This window comes from uncultured Sphaerotilus sp., assembly GCF_963924895.1.
Taxonomy (GTDB): Bacteria; Pseudomonadota; Gammaproteobacteria; order Burkholderiales; family Burkholderiaceae_C; genus Sphaerotilus.
The window spans coordinates 1-18,578 of sequence record NZ_CAWURG010000044.1 but is presented as its reverse complement, the minus strand read 5'-3'; the positions used below and the strand labels follow the sequence as shown (position 1 = coordinate 18,578).

The 18,578-nt window shown below is 68.2% G+C and carries 15 protein-coding genes; 11 read left to right on the top strand and 4 right to left on the bottom strand.

Annotation, left to right across the window (positions count from 1 at the left end):
* Window positions 1-95 precede the first annotated feature (95 nt).
* The 8 genes from AABN02_RS15870 (at window position 96) to AABN02_RS15835 (ending at window position 6,854) form a co-directional block, all read left to right on the top strand.
* Window positions 96-722: a MotA/TolQ/ExbB proton channel family protein gene (locus AABN02_RS15870; protein WP_338415899.1), complete on the top strand. Its 627-nt coding sequence runs from the start codon at window positions 96-98 to the stop codon at window positions 720-722.
* 21 nt (window positions 723-743) lie between these two features.
* Complete coding sequence (locus AABN02_RS15865) at window positions 744-1,175, top strand: biopolymer transporter ExbD (RefSeq protein ID WP_338415972.1); 432 nt, start codon at window positions 744-746, stop codon at window positions 1,173-1,175.
* A gap of 4 nt (window positions 1,176-1,179) precedes the next feature.
* Window positions 1,180-2,214: a tetraacyldisaccharide 4'-kinase gene (gene lpxK / locus AABN02_RS15860; protein ID WP_338415898.1), complete on the top strand. Its 1,035-nt coding sequence runs from the start codon at window positions 1,180-1,182 to the stop codon at window positions 2,212-2,214.
* An 11-nt stretch (window positions 2,215-2,225) separates the two neighbouring features.
* On the top strand, window positions 2,226-2,444 hold the full coding sequence (locus AABN02_RS15855; protein ID WP_338415897.1) for a Trm112 family protein: 219 nt from the start codon (window positions 2,226-2,228) through the stop codon (window positions 2,442-2,444).
* Between the two features lie 11 nt (window positions 2,445-2,455).
* Window positions 2,456-3,223 carry a 3-deoxy-manno-octulosonate cytidylyltransferase gene (gene kdsB / locus AABN02_RS15850; protein ID WP_338415896.1) on the top strand — a complete coding sequence of 256 codons (768 nt, stop codon included), beginning with the start codon at window positions 2,456-2,458 and terminating at the stop codon, window positions 3,221-3,223.
* A gap of 237 nt (window positions 3,224-3,460) precedes the next feature.
* Window positions 3,461-4,114: an adenylate kinase gene (adk, locus tag AABN02_RS15845; protein WP_338415895.1), complete on the top strand. Its 654-nt coding sequence runs from the start codon at window positions 3,461-3,463 to the stop codon at window positions 4,112-4,114.
* 145 nt (window positions 4,115-4,259) lie between these two features.
* Complete coding sequence (locus AABN02_RS15840; protein ID WP_338415894.1) at window positions 4,260-5,018, top strand: 3-hydroxyacyl-CoA dehydrogenase; 759 nt, start codon at window positions 4,260-4,262, stop codon at window positions 5,016-5,018.
* A gap of 24 nt (window positions 5,019-5,042) precedes the next feature.
* Window positions 5,043-6,854, top strand: a complete 1,812-nt coding sequence (locus AABN02_RS15835) for a gamma-glutamyltransferase family protein (RefSeq protein ID WP_338415893.1) — start codon at window positions 5,043-5,045, stop codon at window positions 6,852-6,854.
* Between the two features lie 10 nt (window positions 6,855-6,864).
* Here AABN02_RS15835 and AABN02_RS15830 read toward each other — a convergent pair whose 3' ends face one another.
* Entirely contained in the window at window positions 6,865-7,884 is a 1,020-nt protein-coding gene (locus tag AABN02_RS15830) for an AAA family ATPase (RefSeq protein WP_338415892.1), read from the bottom strand.
* On the bottom strand, window positions 7,881-9,065 hold the full coding sequence (locus AABN02_RS15825; protein ID WP_338415891.1) for an ATP-binding protein: 1,185 nt from the start codon (window positions 9,063-9,065) through the stop codon (window positions 7,881-7,883). The genes AABN02_RS15830 and AABN02_RS15825 overlap by 4 nt, the downstream gene beginning before the upstream one ends.
* 167 nt (window positions 9,066-9,232) lie before the next feature.
* Between AABN02_RS15825 and dnaG the strand changes: the two genes are divergently transcribed.
* The 3 genes from dnaG to AABN02_RS15810 all read left to right on the top strand — a co-directional run bounded on the left by dnaG (window position 9,233) and on the right by AABN02_RS15810 (window position 15,007).
* Window positions 9,233-11,326 carry a DNA primase gene (dnaG, locus tag AABN02_RS15820; RefSeq protein ID WP_338415890.1) on the top strand — a complete coding sequence of 698 codons (2,094 nt, stop codon included), beginning with the start codon at window positions 9,233-9,235 and terminating at the stop codon, window positions 11,324-11,326.
* 235 nt (window positions 11,327-11,561) lie between these two features.
* Entirely contained in the window at window positions 11,562-13,946 is a 2,385-nt protein-coding gene (rpoD, locus tag AABN02_RS15815; RefSeq protein WP_338415889.1) for an RNA polymerase sigma factor RpoD, read from the top strand.
* 125 nt (window positions 13,947-14,071) lie between these two features.
* Entirely contained in the window at window positions 14,072-15,007 is a 936-nt protein-coding gene (locus AABN02_RS15810; RefSeq protein ID WP_338415888.1) for an adenylate/guanylate cyclase domain-containing protein, read from the top strand.
* 7 nt (window positions 15,008-15,014) lie between these two features.
* Here AABN02_RS15810 and AABN02_RS15805 read toward each other — a convergent pair whose 3' ends face one another.
* Both AABN02_RS15805 and AABN02_RS15800 read right to left on the bottom strand, forming a co-directional pair.
* On the bottom strand, window positions 15,015-16,553 hold the full coding sequence (locus tag AABN02_RS15805; RefSeq protein ID WP_338415887.1) for a sensor domain-containing diguanylate cyclase: 1,539 nt from the start codon (window positions 16,551-16,553) through the stop codon (window positions 15,015-15,017).
* Window positions 16,554-16,559: 6 nt separating this feature from the next.
* Window positions 16,560-18,578: cadherin-like domain-containing protein (locus tag AABN02_RS15800; RefSeq protein ID WP_338415886.1), on the bottom strand; the 2,019-nt coding region annotated here is incomplete at its 5' end.

The following is an 18,578-nucleotide window of genomic DNA, read 5'->3' as shown; positions in this document are numbered from 1 at the left end:
CGAGCGTTGGACCGTCCACCTTGAGGCCATAATCGTCGGCACTGCGCCGCGCCGCGCTCGGCTGCGGATGTCCACCTCACCCCGGGGAACGACCCTTGTTTTCGATCATACAAGCCGCTGGCTGGCCGATCTGGCCGCTCATCCTCTGCTCCATCGCCGCCCTGGCCATCATCATCGAGCGCTTCATGAGCCTGCGCGCCGCCAAGGTCGCACCGCCCAAGCTGCTCGATGAAGTGCTCGCGGTCACGCGCAGCAGCCTGCCGTCGACCGACGTGGTCGACAAGCTGCACGGCAACTCGGTGCTCGGCACGGTGCTGGCGGGCGGCATCCGCGCTGCGGTGGCCGATCCGCGCTGCGACGAGGCGCAGCTGCGCAACGCTTTCGAGACCTCCGGCCGCATCGCGACGCACCGGCTGGAGCGTTACCTCAACGCGCTGGGCACCATCGCCTCGGCCGCGCCGCTGCTGGGCCTGCTGGGCACGGTGGTCGGCATGATCGAGATCTTCGGCGCGCAGTCGCCCACCTCGGGCAGCAACCCGGAGCAGCTCGCGCACGGCATCTCGGTCGCGCTCTACAACACCGCCTTCGGTCTGATCGTGGCGATCCCGTCCCTGATGTTCTACCGCTACTTCCGCGGCCAGGTGGACGAGTTCGTGCTGACGCTGGAGCAAGGCGCCGAGCGGCTGCTGCCGCAGCTGCTGCAGCGCACCCCGCGCCGCTGAGCGGAGACGCGCACCATGGCCATGAACTTCCGTCACCGCCGCCCCGAGGAGCCGGAGATCAACCTGATCCCGTTCATCGACGTGCTGCTGGTGGTGCTGATCTTCCTGATGCTCACCACCACCTACGCCAAGTACACGCAGCTGAAGATCACGCTGCCGGTGGCCGAGTCGAACCGGATCGAGAGCCAGCCGCGCGAGATCGTGGTGGGCGTGTCCTCGGACGGCGTCTACACGATCAACAAGCAGCCGGTCGAGGGCGTGGGCATCGAGGTGCTGACCAACGCGCTGAGTGCTGCCGCGCAGGGCGACGTGGGCCGCACCGTGATCATCTCGGCCGACGCGATGGCCGCGCACCAGAGCGTGATCAACGTGATGGACGCGGCGCGCCGGGCCGGGCTGGTGCAACTCACCTTCGCCACCCAGAGCGCCCGCAGCGGCAGCAAGGGCCCGTGAGCCGGTGACCCCCGCAGCGCGGCTGGAGGCGGTCTGGCACAAGGGCGGGCCGGCGCAATGGGCGCTGCGACCGCTGGGCGCGCTGCACCGGGCGCTGGTCTGGTTTCGGCGCGTGCTCTACCGGCAAGGCTGGAAAGCCACCGTCCGGCTGCCCTGCCCGGTCATCGTCGTCGGCAACCGGGTCGCCGGTGGCGCCGGCAAGACCCCGACCACGCTGGCCCTCATCCACGCCCTGCAACAGGCGGGCTGGCAACCGGGCATCGTGTCACGCGGACATGGCGGCCAGGGCACGGCCCCCCGCCCGGTCGGCGCCGACAGCGTGGCCAGCGCCGTCGGTGACGAACCGCTGCTGATGCAGCGCCGCGCGGGCGTGCCGGTGTGGGTCGGTCGCGACCGCGCCACCGCCGCACAGGCCCTGCTGGCCGCCCATCCCGACGTGAACGTGCTGGTCTGCGACGATGGCCTGCAGCACCTGCGGCTGGGCCGCGACCTCGAGATCGTGGTGTTCGACGAGCGCGGCGCCGGCAACGGCTGGTTGCTGCCGGCGGGACCGCTGCGCGAGCCGATCGACGCCCCCGCGGCGGCGTCGAACCAGTTCGTGCTCTACAACGCGGCACAAGCCAGCACCACCCTGCCCGGTGATTGCGCGACACGGCAACTCGCCGGGGCGGTGGAGCTCGCCAGTTGGTGGGCGGGCGCCCCTGCCACGCACGAGCAACTCGCCGCACTGCGCGGCCGGCGCTTGCTCGCCAGCGCGGGCATCGGACAGCCACAGCGCTTCTTCGACGCGCTGCGCAGCGCCGGCCTGACGGTCGACACCCTCCCCCTGGACGACCACCACGACCACGCCCGCCTCCCCTGGCCGCAAGAGGCCCGTGAGGTGGTTGTGACCGAGAAGGACGCCATCAAGCTCGATCCGCGGCGCGTGGCGGCCGAGCGCCCGGGGCTGCGCGTGTGGGTGGTGCCGCTGGTGCTGGTGCTGCCGCCCGTGTTCATCCGGCGTGTGCTGGACGCGCTCGGCCCCGCGCCGGCAAGGTAGCATCACGCCCCATGGACACCCGCCTGATGCAACTGCTCGTCTGCCCGCTCTGCAAGGGGCCGCTCAACCATGACCATGCCACGCATGAGCTGGTCTGCCCGGCCGACCGGCTGGCGTTTCCGATCCGGGACGGCATGGCCGTGATGCTCGAAAGCGAAGCGCGCACGGTCGACCCGGACGCCCCGCCGCCGTCGCCCTTCCCGCTGCCGGACACCGCACCAACGCCGTGACGATGAACGCGATGAACTGCACCATCCTGATTCCCGCCCGACTGGCCTCGACCCGCCTGCCCGGCAAGCCGCTGGCCGATCTGGGCGGGCTGCCGATGATCGTGCGGGTGGCGCAGCGCTGCGCCTCGGCGGGCGCCAGGGACGTGGTGGTCGCGACCGACGCGCCTGAAGTGGCCGCGGCCTGCGCAGCGCATGGCGTGCGCGTGGTGCTGACCCGCGCCGACCACGCGACAGGCAGCGACCGCCTGGCCGAAGCCTGCGAACTGCTCGGACTCGATGGTGGCGACCTGGTCGTCAACGTGCAGGGGGACGAGCCGCTGATCGACGTGGCGCTGATCGCCGCCTGCGCGCAGGGCCTGCTGCTGCAGCCGGACTGCGTCATGAGCACGGCGGCCCACGCCATCGACAGCGTCGAGGAGTTTGTCAACCCGAACGTCGTCAAGGTGGTCTGCGACGCGGCGGGCCGCGCGCTGTACTTCTCGCGCGCCCCGCTGCCTTGGTGGCGCGATGGCAATGCGGACGGCCGCATCACGGCCCTGCCGACGAACCCCGCACCGCTGCGCCACATCGGCATCTACGGCTACCGCGCGGGTTTCCTGCGCCGCTTCCCGACGCTGAGCGCCAGCCCGATCGAGCAGGTCGAGTCGCTGGAGCAGCTGCGGGTGCTGTGGCATGGCGAGCGCATCGCCGTGCACGTCAGCGACACGCGGCCCGGCCCGGGTGTGGACACGCCCGAAGACCTCGAACGGGTGCGCCGACACTTCGAACAGCCTGAATAGCCGCAGGATTCGACTCCGATACCGCAGATTTCGCCGCAGCCATACCCTGGACAGACCCTGACGTTCAACCGGCGCGACGTGCCACGTCGAGTCAGTTTCAACTCAGGGGAGCCATGGTATTCTCAAAACGAACCCCAGAATTCGCAGTACCTTTCACGCTTTCGCGACAGCTTTACATTCGTTCAGGCATCAAGCCATCAGCACTGACCTGCTGACAGACAGAGACCGAGGAGATCCATGAGACTGATCCTGTTGGGCGCCCCCGGCGCCGGCAAAGGCACGCAAGCGGCCTTCATCTGCCAGAAATACGGCATTCCCCAGATCTCCACTGGCGACATGCTGCGCGCGGCTGTCAAGGCCGGCACGGAAATGGGCCTGGCCGCCAAGAAGGTGATGGACGCTGGCGGTCTCGTCGGCGACGACATCATCATCGGCCTGGTCAAGGAACGCATCACGCAGCCCGACTGCGCCGACGGTTTCCTGTTCGACGGCTTCCCGCGCACGATCCCGCAGGCGGACGCGATGAAGGCCGCGGGCGTCAAGCTCGACTACGTGCTGGAAATCGACGTGCCGGACGCGTCCATCATCCAGCGCATGAGCGGCCGCCGCGTGCACGTGGCCTCGGGCCGCACCTACCACGTCGTCTTCAACCCGCCCAAGGTCGAAGGCAAGGACGACGTGACCGGCGAGGAGCTGATCCAGCGCGCCGATGACGCCGAAGACACCGTGCGCAAGCGCCTGGAGGTCTACCAGAGCCAGACCCGTCCGCTGGTCGACTACTACTCGCAGTGGGCCGCCACCGGCGACGCCGCCGCTCCGCAGTACCGCGCCATCAGCGGCACGGGCACGGTCGACGAGATCACCGCCCGCGCGTTCGCCGCACTGGGCTGATCCCGGCACGGCCACTGCGCCGTCGCCACGCCGAGCCGCCTCCGGGCGGCTTTTTTGCGTTCCCCAATTGACGTTTACGTCAACGTCAATCAACATCTCCCGGTTTTTCGGATCGACTTCCGATCGACTTCATCAGGAGACACACATGGACATCGCAGGCAAGGTTTTCATCGTCACCGGCGCCGCCTCGGGGCTGGGAGAAGGCGCAGCGCGCATGCTGGCGCGCGAGGGCGCGAAAGTGGTCATCGCCGACCTGCAGGAAGAACGCGGTGCAGCAGTCGCCGCCGAACTGGGTGGCGCCTACGTCAAGTGCGACGTGTCGAACGAGGACGACGGCCGTGCCGTGGTGGCACAGGCCGTGTCGATGGGCAAGCTGATGGGCCTCGTGAGCTGCGCCGGCATCGCCCCGGCCAGCCGCACCGTCGGCCGCGACGGCGCACACCCGCTGGGCCTGTTCAGCAAGGTCATCTCGGTCAACCTGATCGGCACCTTCAACATGATCCGCCTGGCCGCCGAAGCCATGTGCAAGAACGAGCCGGAGCCGACCGGCGAGCGCGGTGTGCTGATCAACACCGCCAGCGTCGCCGCGTTCGACGGGCAGATCGGCCAGGCGGCGTACGCGGCGAGCAAGGGCGGCGTGGTGGGCATGACCCTGCCGATCGCGCGCGACCTGTCGAAGAACGGCATCCGCTGCATGACCATCGCGCCGGGCATCTTCGGCACACCGATGCTGTTCGGCATGCCGCAGGAGGTGCAGGACGCGCTGGCCGCTGGCGTCCCGTTCCCGAGCCGACTGGGCACGCCCGCCGACTACGCCAAGCTGGTGCACCAGATCGTCACCAACGAGATGCTCAACGGTGAAGTGATCCGCCTCGACGGCGCGATCCGATTGGCCCCGCGCTGAAGCACCTGTGACACGATGGCGGGCATGACCGAACGCCCTGCCCGCCTGCTTCAACTGTCGTGGCTCATCGGTGCCGCCGCCCTGCTGGCGGCGTGCAGCACCACCAAAGCCCCTCGCCCGATCCAACCGGCACAGCCCGAAGCGGCGTCGGGATGGCAGGCCAAACCCGGCTGGACCACCACGCGCTACGCCGTAGCCGCCGCGAACCCGCTGGCAACCGACGCCGGCCGGCAGATCCTGGCGGCAGGGGGTAGCGCCATCGACGCCGCCATCGCGGTGCAGATGGTGCTGACGCTGGTGGAACCGCAATCGAGCGGCCTGGGCGGCGGCGCGTTCCTGATGCATTGGGACGGGCGTGCGGTACGGGCCTACGACGGCCGCGAAACCGCGCCAGCCGAGGCCGATGCGCGGCTCTTCCTCGGCGCAGACGGCAAACCGCTCGCGTTCCACGACGCGGTCGTCGGCGGACGCGCGGTCGGCACGCCGGGCACGGTGCGCATGCTGGAAATGGCGCACGCGCGGCATGGCCGGCTGCCGTGGTCGGCGCTGTTCGAGCCGGCGATCCGGCTGGCGCGGGACGGCTTCCCGGTCAGCCCGCGCCTGCACACGCTGCTGAAGGCCGAGGTCCACCTGAAGAAGGACCCGGCCGCGGCGGCCTATTTCTACCAGCCGGACGGCGCGCCCTGGCCGGTCGGGCACCTGCTGAAGAATCCGGAACTGGCCGAAGTGCTGCGCCGCCTCGCCACGGAAGGCGCCCGCGCAATGCACGAGGGCGACATCGCCGAGGCCATCGTCGCCAAGGTCCGCCAGCACCCGGGCAACCCAGGACGCCTGAGCTTGCGCGATCTGGTGGACTACCAGCCGAAGGAGCGCCCGCCGCTGTGCTCCGACCACCGAGCCGGCGATCGACAGTGGCGCCTGTGCGGTTTCCCGCCGCCGAGTTCTGGTGCGATCGCGATCGGCCAGATCCTCGGCTTGCTCGGCCAGACCACGGCGGCGCAGGAACCGCTGACCGACGCTGGCCTGCCGTCGGCCGAGTGGCTGCACACCTATGCGGAAGCGTCGCGGCTGGCGTTTGCCGACCGGGCGCAGTACGTGGGTGATCCCGACTTTGTGGCGGCACCTGCGGGCGACTGGCGCAGCCTGCTCGACCCGGCTTACTTGCGCGAGCGCGCCCGGCTGATCGGCCCGCAGCGCATGCCGGTCGCGCCCGCCGGTACCCCGGGCAGTGCGCTGACCAGCCTCGCACCGATGCCTGAACAGGTGGAATATGGCACCAGCCACATCAGCGTCGTCGATGCCGAAGGCCACGCCGTCTCGATGACCACGACCATCGAGGACGCCTTCGGGTCGCGCCAGATGGTGCGCGGCTTCCTGCTCAACAACGAACTGACAGATTTCAGCTTCCTGCCCGCCGACGCCGATGGCCGCCCCATCGCCAACCGGGTCGAGCCGGGCAAGCGTCCGCGCTCATCAATGTCGCCGACGCTGGTGTTCGACGACCAGGGCCGGCTGGCGATGACCGGCGGCAGCCCGGGCGGCGCGCTGATCATCCATTTCGTTGCCAAGACCTTGCACGGCGTGCTGCAGTGGGGCTTGACGCCACAGCAGGCGATCGACCTGCCGAACTTCGGCACGACCGGCGGGCCGGTGCTGCTGGAGCAGGGGTGGTTTCCGGCGGCGGTGGTCGAGGCGCTGAAGGCGCGCGGGCACGAGGTGCGCGAGGTGGAGTTGACCAGCGGCTTGCAGGCGATCAGCCGGGGGCGCGACGCGGGGCGGGAGGTCTGGCGCGGTGGTGCCGATCCGCGGCGCGAAGGCGTGGTGCTGGGGCAATGAACATCCGGAGTCAGCCCATCGTCACGTTGGCATTGGCAGCAATCTTTCTCGCCAGCGTCTCGAAATCCTGGTAACAAGCGCGTACTGCATCGATGTGGGAACCGATCGCACCGTCGGCCGGCTTGAGGAAGAACATCGGCTTGTGCGCGTCCATCGCCATCGGCATCAGGCTGCGGTAGTGCCGCAGCAACGCCAGCCGGTGCGGGTCATCGCCAGGGTTCACATGGGACGGGCAGGATTCGCCCTGCACCGACTCCCGGTACACCCGCGACACCTGATCACCCCACGCCGGGGACACCTCCGCAAAGCTGCTCGCATGGGCGCTGTGCTGCGTCACGACATAGCCGGCGGGCCGCATCTCGCCCGAGGGCATCTCGATCGACACCTCCGCCGGCAGCGCCTTGGCGCGCACCTCCCAGCCCTGGCGCCATGCACGCAGCGTCAGCCCGAGGTCGCACAGGGCCGAGAGCGCGCACAGACCGGGGGCCAGCGGGATGACCACCTGCGCGGCGGCGATCAGCGCGGCACGGTTGATCGCCCCCAGGTTCGGTCCGACATTGATCAACACGAGGTCCGCCTCCATCTGGCGCGCGCCCGACAGGATGATCCGGTGAAACGCCGTCATGACCCGGAAGGCAGCCTCCTGACCATCCAGACATTTGGGCCAGTTCTCTGACAGCAGATCCTCGAACCGGGACAAGCCCAGGTGCCCCGGAATCAAGCCCAGTGTCGGCTGCAGTCGCTCGACGACCGGCTCCAGGATGTCGCCCTGACGAGACATCAGCGGGCGCAGACAGTCGCGGATGGTGCGCGGTTCACCGTCGTCGCTCCACAGTGACACCAGACGGTCTTCGTCCAGGAACATCGAGGTCAGGTTGGCCTGCGGGTCCAGATCGGCCACCAGCACCTTCAGGCCATGGTCGGCATACATCCACGCCAGGTGGTAGACCAGCGAGGTCTTGCCGACGCCGCCCTTGTTGTTGAAGAACGCGATGGACTTCATGGCCGCCGTCGTGGGGGTTGCGGTCATGACTGATGCGCCCTCACTGTCACGGCGAACACCCGGTCGTCGATCTCGAACTCCAGTGGCGGGTGCCCGCCGTCCTTCATCAACTGCTCGGCACGCTGCAGCCCATAGCCGAACTTGTTGACGTAATCCATGGCCTTGAGCGCCTCGGCGAGCACGGGGTTGCGGTAGGCATTGCGGCGGGTCAGCGTGTCGCGGGTGACGGTGCCGTACAGACCGCCGGGGTTCTGGATCTCGATGCGGTCGCTGAACCAGTAGAAGCGAATCGGGCTGGTGGAGGCGTAATCCCGGTGCATCACCGCGTTCAGCAGCAACTCGCGCAGCGCCCACTCCGGATAAGCCGACCGAGGACGGTCACGGAAGCCGGCGCCCTCCCCGAGCGCCACCGCGTTGTGCGCGTCGATGCGCCCGCGCAGGGCTTCGACAACGGTGCGCAGATCGCCGTCGATCTCCTTCTGGTCGATCGGCCGCTCGGTCATCGTCGTGCCCGGAAACCGGATGAACTGGACATAGGCGCCGGGGAGGAAGTAGCGCGGGTTCTTGCCGAACAGCAGGATGCCGGCCACGGTCGGGCAATGCGCGATCAGGTCGAAACAGCGCAGCGAGGCGTATTTCTCCTCGGTGCTGCGGTGGTTGGCGGCGATGACATCGGGGTTGACAGTGCCGGCGCGGTAGTCGTCGAACAGGCGCTGGCTGAGGTCGTCGGCGGCGGCTTCGCGCACCGGGTGGATATCGAAGGTGCTGACCAGGGCGGAGCGGCGCTCGGACAGCACACGCTCCTCCTGCTCGTTGGCCACCGCCTTGCGCGGACCGACACGCAGGTGAACCTTGCCCTTGTAGCGCACCGGCGGGACGCTGGACGGCATCACCTCGACCACCGCCACATCACCACCGGGCAGGCTGAACTTGGCGACGCTCATCGCTGGTGGCGGCAGGACATTGCCATCCGCTCGGATGCCGGCAAGGTTGCGCAGCAGCAGATCCGTCACCTGCAAGCCGTCGAGCGCGCCGTCGTCCCGCACGCCGATCAGCAGGTAACCCGGCTTGCGGTGGTTCGGGTAGTCGTTGGCGAAGGCGCAGATGGCTTCGGCGAACTTGTCGGTGTTGCTGGTGGACGTGGTGCGCTCGACCCGGTCGGATTCGAGGTCGGTCAGCAACAAGGCAAGTTCGTCTGAGGCCAGCATCTTCACTCCATGCAACCAATGCGCATTCACGCAGAGCGCCACTACGTAGCCACGTAGCACACCAAGGAGACACAACCATAACAAACAACACCCGCACCGCGACCACCACGCCGTCCTGCATCGCTCCGGGGCCAGCCATGACCCTCCCGCCGAGTAGACTCCCGCGCGTGATCCCCCAAGGCTTCATCCAGGACCTGCTCGCCCGCGCCGACATCGTCGACGTGGTGGGCCGCGCCGTGCAATTGAAGAAAGCCGGCATCAACTACAAGGGCCTGTGCCCGTTCCACGGCGAGAAATCCCCGAGCTTCATCGTCAGCCCCTCGCGCCAGACCTACCACTGCTTCGGCTGCGGCGTGCATGGCAACGCGGTCGGCTTCCTGATGGAGCACAGCGGCCTGGGCTTCGTCGAGGCGGTGAAGGATCTGGCGCAGGACGTGGGCATGACCGTGCCCGACGACGACAACAGCCCGGAGGAGCGCGCCCGCGCCGCCAAGGTCCGCGCCCACCAGGTCACGCTGGGCGATGTGCTGCTGAAAGCCAGTGACCACTACCGCGCCCAGCTCAAGGACAGCCAGCGTGCGGTGGCTTACCTGAAAGGCCGCGGCCTGACGGGCGAGGTCGCGAAACACTTCGCCCTCGGCTATGCGCCGGGCGGTTGGCACGGGCTGTCGAGCGCCTTCGGGCAGTACGACGACCCGCTGCTGGTCGAATCCGGCCTCGTGATCCTGCAGGGCGACGACGCGGCCGAGCAGCGCCGCTACGACCGCTTCCGCGACCGGATCATGTTCCCGATCCGCAATCCCAAGGGCGAGGTGATCGGCTTCGGCGGACGGGTGCTGGACCAGGGCGAGCCGAAGTACCTGAACTCGCCGGAGACGCCGGTCTTCAGCAAGGGCCGCGAGCTGTACGGTCTGTTCGAGGCGCGAGCCGCGATCCGGCAGCGCGGCTTCATCCTCGTCACCGAGGGCTACATGGACGTGGTGGCGCTGGCGCAGCTCGGCTTCGGCAACGCGGTGGCCACGCTCGGCACGGCCTGCACCGGCGAGCACATCGTCAAGCTGCTGCGGTTCTCCGAGCAGGTCGTCTTCAGCTTCGACGGCGATGCGGCCGGTCGGCGGGCGGCGGCGCGGGCGCTGGAGGCCGTGCTGCCGCACGCGAGCGACACGCGCAGCTTCCGCTTCCTGTTCCTGCCGGCCGAGCACGACCCCGACTCCTTCATCCGCGAGCGCGGGCCGGAAGCCTTCGAGGCCTGCATCCACGAGGCGTTCACGCTGTCGCGGCAGTTGCTGGCGGTGGCCGGCGACGGCTGCGACATGGCGACACCCGAAGGCCGCGCACGGATGCTGGCGCAGGCGCGGCCGCTGTACGAACTGCTGCCGGAAGGCCTGCTGAAGGCGCAGTTGCTGGTCGAACTGGCCCGCGACGGTGGCTTGACCGCCGATGTGCTGCTGCACCACTGGGCGGCGGCCGGTGCGCGCCGGGGTGATCGCCGACGCGCCGAGCCCGGACAGTCTGAACATCAGTCCCATTCCGCGCAGGCACCCGCCGCGCGCCACCACGACGAACCGGACTGGGACAATGCGCCGCCGCCCGACGAGGCGCCGCCCGAAGCCGATCCGAACGACCTCGGCTACGACCCGATGGACGATGGCACGCCCGAGCACGCCAAGGACTGGCGCAGCAAGCGCGGCAAGGACTTCGGCGGCCGTAGTGGCAAGGGCCGCAGCTTCGGCAACGATCCGCCGCCTTGGGCACGCAAGGGGGGCAGCGCCGCGATGGCTTCACCGCGCCGCCCGCCCCCGCGCACGGCCTCGCTGCTGGACCGTGCGGCCTGGCTGATGGTGCAGAACGCGCAGCTCTGGCTGGACCTGCCCGGCGAGGTCCACGAACTGCTCGTCCAGCAGAGTGCGCCGCACGGGGGCTTCTTCGCCGCGCTGGAGCGGCTGCTGCACGACCAGGGCGTGCTGGGTGCGGCCGGCATCCTGTCGACGCTCGACGAGCTGGCCCAGGATCCGGCCGAAGCGGGGCTGGGCGCGCTGCTGGAGCGGATCCGCCGGCTGCACGAACTCGGCAGCGACGCGCCGCTGGCGGACGATCTGCGGGTCGTCGTCAACCGGATCCGGCTGCAGGCGGTCGAGGACGAGATCGCGCTGCTGCTGGAGTCGGGCGAATTGTCCGAGGCGGCCACCCAGCGCCGCAATGCGCTCTTCCAGCAGCGGTCCCAGCTCAAGTCCAGGCCGGCCGGGAACGCTGCTGTATAATTGAAGGTTGGTTTCGACGCGGCAAGAGTGACAGCAGTGCCTGCCGGCCCCGGCCACCCGCGACACGGGTTATTTCAGGCCAACTTCCCCGCCAGCACTGCACCTTGATGGATGTTCACGCCAGCTTGCCCGCCTGAGAAGCACCTCGTCCGCGAGCGCCTGCAGTGCGCCGCCCGAGACTTGTGATTCAGGCTCAAAGCCCCACCGTATCCGAGCACCCCAGCCGAGGAATCGCATGCCCGCGAAAAAGAGCGCCCCTGAGCAATCCCCCGTGACGAACACCGCTGCCGCTCCGGCCGCCCCGGTGACGTCCAAGACCGTGCGCGTCGTGAAGGCAGTCAAGGCCGTCAAGCCAGAAGCCCCCGCCACCACGACCGAAGTGGCTACAGCGACCACCGTCCCGGTCACACCGACCGAGGCCACCGGGCCTGTCGTCGTGATCAAGCGTGGTCGCAAGGCCAAGGCGCCGGAGGCCGAGTCGGACATGAAGGTCGAGAAAGCCGAGAAACCCGTCAAGGCAGAAAAAGCGGAGAAGGCTGACAAGACCGACAAGAAGATCGAGAAGAAGGCAGAAAAGCCGACGCTGGACGCCGACGAGGACTTCACCGACCCCGACGCCGAGATCGACGTGGAAACGGAAGTCGAGACCGAGGTCGAGGTGGTCGCCGAAGGGGAAGTCGAAGTTGAAGCCGACAAGCCCAAGGCCAAGCCGCTGCGCATGAAGGTCAGCCGGGCCAAGGAACGTGCGCTGATGCGCGAGTTCGGCCTCGACGAGACCACGCTCACCGAAGAGGAAGTCGCCAAGCGCCGCCAGGAGCTGAAGACCCTCATCAAGATGGGCAAGACGCGCGGCTTCCTGACGCACCAGGAGATCAACGACCACCTGCCCGAGAAGCTGGTCGAGAACGAGATCCTGGAAGCCATCATCTCGATGCTCAACGACATGGGCATCGCGGTCTACGAGCAGGCGCCCGACGCGGCCACGCTGCTGATCGCCGGCGGTGGCACGACGACGTCGACCGAGGAAGAAGCCGAAGAAGCCGCGGAAGCCGCGCTCTCGACGGTGGACTCCGAATTCGGCCGCACGACCGACCCGGTGCGCATGTACATGCGCGAAATGGGCACGGTCGAACTGCTGACCCGCGAAGGCGAAATCGAGATCGCCAAGCGGATCGAAGGCGGTCTGCAGGCCATGATGCTGGCCATCTCGGCCTCACCCGCCACGATCGAGGAAATCCTCGGCATGGCCGACCGGATCCGCGCCGGCGAGTCGCAGATCTCGGAAGTGGTGGACGGTTTTGTCTCCTCCGAAGAAGCCGATGACTACGTCGCCGAAGAAGACTTCGACGAATTCGACGAGGACGAGGAAGAAGGCGGCACCTCCAAGGCGCTGACCAAGAAGCTCGAAGAACTGAAGAACCAGGCTCTGACGCGCTTCGATTCGATGCGCGCCGAGTTCGTCAAGATGCGCGCGGCCTACGCCAGCCACGGCTACAAGTCGGCGCCCTACAACGCCGCCCAGACGGCCATCAGCAACCAGCTGATGACGATCCGCTTCACGGTCAAGACGATCGAGAAGCTGTGCGACCTGCTGCGCTCGCAGGTGGACGACGTGCGCCGCTACGAGCGCGAACTGCGCAAGATCGTGGTGGACCGCTGCGGCATGGCGCAGGAGCAGTTCATCAAGGTGTTCCCGCCGAACATCCTGAACCTGGCCTGGGCCGAGGGCGAGATCGCTGCCGGCAAGCCCTACAGCGCCATCATGGGCCGCAACCTGCCCCCGATCCAGGAACTGCAGCAGAAGCTGATCGACCTGCAGACCAAGGCCGTCGTGCCGATCGACGACCTGAAGGCGATCAACAAGCGCATGAACGAGGGCGAGGCCAACTCGCGCGAAGCCAAGCGCGAGATGATCGAGGCCAACCTGCGTCTGGTGATCTCGATCGCCAAGAAGTACACCAACCGCGGCCTGCAGTTCCTCGACCTGATCCAGGAAGGCAACATCGGTCTGATGAAGGCGGTCGACAAGTTCGAATACCGCCGCGGCTACAAGTTCTCGACCTACGCGACGTGGTGGATCCGCCAGGCCATCACCCGCTCGATCGCCGACCAGGCCCGCACCATCCGGATCCCGGTGCACATGATCGAGACGATCAACAAGATGAACCGGATCTCGCGCCAGCACTTGCAGGAGTTCGGCTTCGAGCCGGACGCTCCGTCGCTGGCCGAGAAGATGGAGATGCCCGAGGACAAGATCCGCAAGATCATGAAGATCGCCAAAGAGCCGATCTCCATGGAAACGCCGATCGGGGACGACGACGACTCGCATCTGGGCGACTTCATCGAGGACACCAACAACACCGCGCCGATCGAGGCCGCGATGCAGTCGGGTCTGCGCGATGTCGTGCGGGACATTCTGGACAGCCTGACGCCGCGTGAAGCCAAGGTGCTGCGCATGCGTTTCGGCATCGAGATGTCCACGGACCACACGCTGGAAGAAGTCGGCAAGCAGTTCGACGTGACCCGCGAGCGGATCCGCCAGATCGAGGCCAAGGCCATCCGCAAGCTCAAGCACCCGAGCCGGTCGGACAAGTTGCGGACTTATCTGGACAATCTGTAAGCATCCTTGTTGACAAAGGGGAATCCAGTATTCCCATGAACATGGCCCCGCACCTGTGGGGTCATTTCACTTCTGCCACCTCTGGATGCGCACTGCTTCACGAACCGACAAGGTAAACTGCGCCCATGCCGCAGACCGTCACTTGCACCGTTCTTTTTGCCGATCTGCGCGGCAGCACGTCCCTCTACGAAAGCTTGGGGAATGCTGAAGCCGCGTCTGTCGTCACGCACAGCGTGGCGGTGGTCGCTCGCATCATGGAAGGCCAGGGCGGGCGGGTGATCAAGACGCTCGGCGACGGCCTGATGGCGGTGTTCCCGCACCCGGTCGGTGGTGTGCGGGCCGCAGAGGAAGTCCACGAATCACTCGAACGGGTCATGGGTGCGGCGCGTCCCTCGCGCAGTCCGGTGATGCGCGTGCAGATCGCGATGGCCCATGGCGAGGTGATCGAGGTGGCCGGCGACTGTTTCGGCGATGCGGTCAACGTGTCCGCCCGCCTGCTGGACCATGCCGGTGACAACGAGACCCTGGTGACCTCGCAGACGCTGGGCGTGCTGCCGTCGGACGTGCGCGAGCGGTTTCGCCGGCTGGAGCGTCTGCACCTGCGCGGGCGCGTCGAGCCGGTGGAGGTCTGGCGGTTCGAGCCGCGGCGCTCCGGGCCGGACCCGCTGTCGACGATGTTCGGCGACTCGGCGCCTACCACGGTGCCGGAGGGCATCCGCCTCGTCAGCGAAGGGGTCTCGCGCATCCACACGGTGCGCAACCTGCCGGCCATCCTGGGCCGCAGCCACGAGGCGGCGTATTGTCTGGACGACAGCCGCGTCTCACGCATGCATGCCCGCATCGAGTGGCACAGCGGCAACTTCCAGCTCACCGATCTCAGCTCCAACGGCACCTACGTGCGCTTCGGGCGGCAGTCCGAGGTGGTCACGTTGCGCCGCGGTGCCTGCACGCTGCATGGCCGCGGCGTGATCTGCCTGGGCGTCAGCCCGAACATCATCAACGCCCCCACGGTCAGTTTCGAAGTCCTGCGCTTCGACGACACGGACCCGCTGCCGCTCTGAGCCGGATTCAGGCCCCGGTTTCGACCGCGGTCTCGGCGTCCTGGGTTGGCGCCGGCTCGAACAGGGTGCAGCGGTTGCGTCCCGCCCGCTTGGACTGGTAGAGCGCCTGGTCCGCCTGGTCGATGAGCAGCTCCAGCGACAACCGCGGCGAGCGCGTCACCGCCACCCCGAAGCTCGACGTGATGCTGAGCCGGGGTTCGTAGTCGATGCCGTCGCCGGCCGTGTCCTGCACCAGCTTGCGCAGCCGCTCGGCGAAGACGCCCGCCTGCACCTCGTCGCAGCCGGGCAGCATCACGCAGAACTCTTCCCCGCCGTAGCGGCAGGCCAGTCCGACCTCGGCCGCCGCGCTGTTGTAGATGCCCGCCACGGCCTTGATCACCTCGTCGCCGATGGCGTGGCCATAGCGGTCGTTGAACGACTTGAAGTGGTCGATGTCGCACATGATGACCGCCACCGGTTGCCCGATCAGATTGCACTGGTCCTTCTGGGCGCCACCGGTTTCGAAGAAGGCCCGGCGGTTGAGACAGTCGGTCATCGGATCCCGCGTGGCCAGGCGGAACAGCTCCGCGTTCTTCTGCTGGATCTCGTCGTTGGCGGACTGCAGCTGGCTGGTCGTCAGGCGCAGGCTCTCGTTGCTGCGTTCGATGTGGGTCTGGTCGGAAATCACCACCAGGCAGCCCACGGTCTTCTTCTTCTGCGCAATCGGGCTGCAGCTCACCAGGGTCACGCGCAGTTCGTCCCCGAGGCGCAGTTTCATCGGCAGGCGGGAGCAGGCGGTGTTGGACCGCAGCGCCAGTGTCCAGGGATAGCCGGTACCGGGCTGCAGCTCCGCGCCGTCGCGCAGCCAGACATGCTCTTCCAGCCGGCGCCCGATCTGGACACTGCGCTGACCGACCAGCACCCGGAAGGCCTCGTTGAGCAGCACGACGCGGCCCTGCCCGTCGAGCATGATGACCGACTCGGACAGGGCGTTGTAGGCCTTGCTCACCCGCTCCGGCACCGCGGCGCTGGGATCGAGCTGGTGCAGGACCTTGCCCAGGTACAGGCGCAGCAGCACCACCAGTCCCACGAAGGTCAGCATCGGCCACAGCGCCTGGGGAATCAGCAGCATCTGGGGAAACGACTCGGCGGCGATCGGCTCCCAGTTCAGCTCCAGCGCCCCCCAGGGCTGGCCCTGCAGCATCACCGGCACCCGGATGTGGGTGGAGGTGCTGCGGAAATTCGGACCAACCCGCGGCGGCGTGATGCCCGTCACCGAGACCACCTCGCCCGCGGCAGAACGCAGCGCCATGCCGAGCAGCCGGCCCTCGTTGCGGCGGGCGCCGTACAGCAACTGGTCCACGTCCTTCGGCCCCAGCCGGGTCGCGACCAGCGCGGTCTGGTCGGCCAGCAGCTGGCTGACGGCCTGGCGCCGGTCGATCTCCAGGCGCACCGGATTGGGAACCAGTCCGAAGGCGTAGTCCATCCCCATCAGACACAGCACCACCAGCGCGGCGATGCCGACGGCGATGCGGGTGATCGTGTCGGGGGGCCAGGGAAATCGCATGCGGGGTCAGGTCCGTTGGTCGAGGATGTCTTCCGCCAGCTCCGCCAGCGATCCCGGTATATCGGTATCCAGCCACTCGACTTCAGCGTCGTCCGGTTGACGCGGCGCGTTCACGCTCAACACCGGCAGCGGATCGAACTGCCGCCACGGCGGTGACACCGCGATCAGGCTGGCCACCAGTCCGGTGGCCCGCGTGGCCCAGAACACGAGACCGACCGACAGCGCCAAACCACCGACCTTCACCGCACTGCCGCTGTCCCAGTGCAAGCCCGGCCCACTGTCCGACTCGTCCTGCTGCCGGACGGATTCGGCCTGGCCCCGCGAGCGTTCATCGGTGAGCGCCCACTGGAGCAGCGCCGAGCGCTCCTGCACGAATCCGCTCAGATCGATCGGCGCGTCCAGCATCACCAGCAGCTCGCTCGGTGTCAGCCGCGCCATGTCCGGCGCTGATCCGGATGCGGACACGCCACCGACCCGGATCCCCCCGACCCGCTCGGCCTGCACACCCGGCCCGACACCCGGAGCGGAGACGACCATCGCCCGCATCGGACCCGGCGCCGGCACCGAGCCCGCACTGGAGGACACCGTCGAAGCGAGCGCGTCGCTGTCGCGGTCGGTGGTGGTGAACCGGTTGGCGCCTCGCACCGCGGCCACGCCGTTTCCGCCAGCGGTGACATCGGACAGGATCGGGTCGAACCGGTCAGCGGGCCCGGCCACCGCCGATGGCAGCTGGAGGCCGCCGCCGGACACCGATGCCGGACCAGACCCGCTGGCCGGCGCGGGCAGCAACTCGTAGTTCGACGGTGCCGACACGATGGCAGGCACCGGATCGGACGACTGGTCCGTTGGCGGCACCGAAGCCGTCGGCCGCACGCGCACCTCCACCTGGCGCGGCCCGAGCACCCAGCTGCCGTCCGAGACGGTCAGCCCGAAACCCGCGCTCGCCGCAGTCCCGGATTGCACGAACACGACCCGACCGGCGGTCACGTCCGCCTGCGTGAACCGGGTCACCACCTGTCCCGGCGCGCCGATCTGCTCGAACGCGCCCGAGCGCACATCGCTCACGGTGTAGACCAGCCCTGCGGCATCGGTGTCCGGGTCACTCGATCCCAGCATGTCGCCATCCAGCACCACCTGACCACCCTGGTCGACCGCCAGCTGGCTGTTCACCAGCACCGGTGTCTCATTGACGTTGGTGACCAGCAGCGTCAGCGCCCGGCTGCCGACCAGCGTACCGTCCGACACGCTCACCACCACCTCGTAGGCGTTGTCGTGGTTGGCATCCTGCGGCGCCTCGTGGTCGGCCGTCGGCTTGAACGTCAGCAGACCGCTGACCGGATCCAGTTCGAACAGCGCAGCATCCGCGCCCCCGCTGATGCGGTAGGCCAGGGCCTGCGTCGGCTGATCGGCGTCGGTCGCGCCGAGGACAGTCGACCACGGCGTCCCTTCCGGCACCGACACCGTCACTGCAGCCGCCCCGCCCTCCGAGCTGAAACCCGGTGCGTTGTCGTTGACGCCAGCGACCGTCACGGTCACTGCCCGTGTACCGGTCAGCGCGCCATCGCTGGCCTGGACCAGCAGGTCATAGACGTTGTCGCCCCCCTGGTCGGTCGGCGCCTCGTAGTCCGGTGCAGTGACAAACCGGAGCGCCCCGGTCGCGCTGTCGATGGTGAACCGGCTGGCATCCGCGCCGCCGGCGATGCTGAAGCGCAGTGTCGATCCCGGCTGATCCGCGTCGGTGGCCGTCACGGTCATCACCGCGGTGCTGTTCTCGTCCACACCCACCGCGCTGCCCGAGGTGATCGTCGGCGCGTTGTCGTTGACAGCGGTCACCGACACGGCAATCGCCTGTGCAGCGGCCCATGCACCGTCGCTGACCTGCACGGTCACGTCGTAGACGTTGTCGGCACCGGTGTCGGTCGGGGCTTCGTAGTCCGGCACCGTCCGGAAGCGCAGCACGCCCGTACTGGCGTCGATCGTGAACCGGGCTGCATCGGCGCCGCCGGTGATGCTGAATGTCAGCGT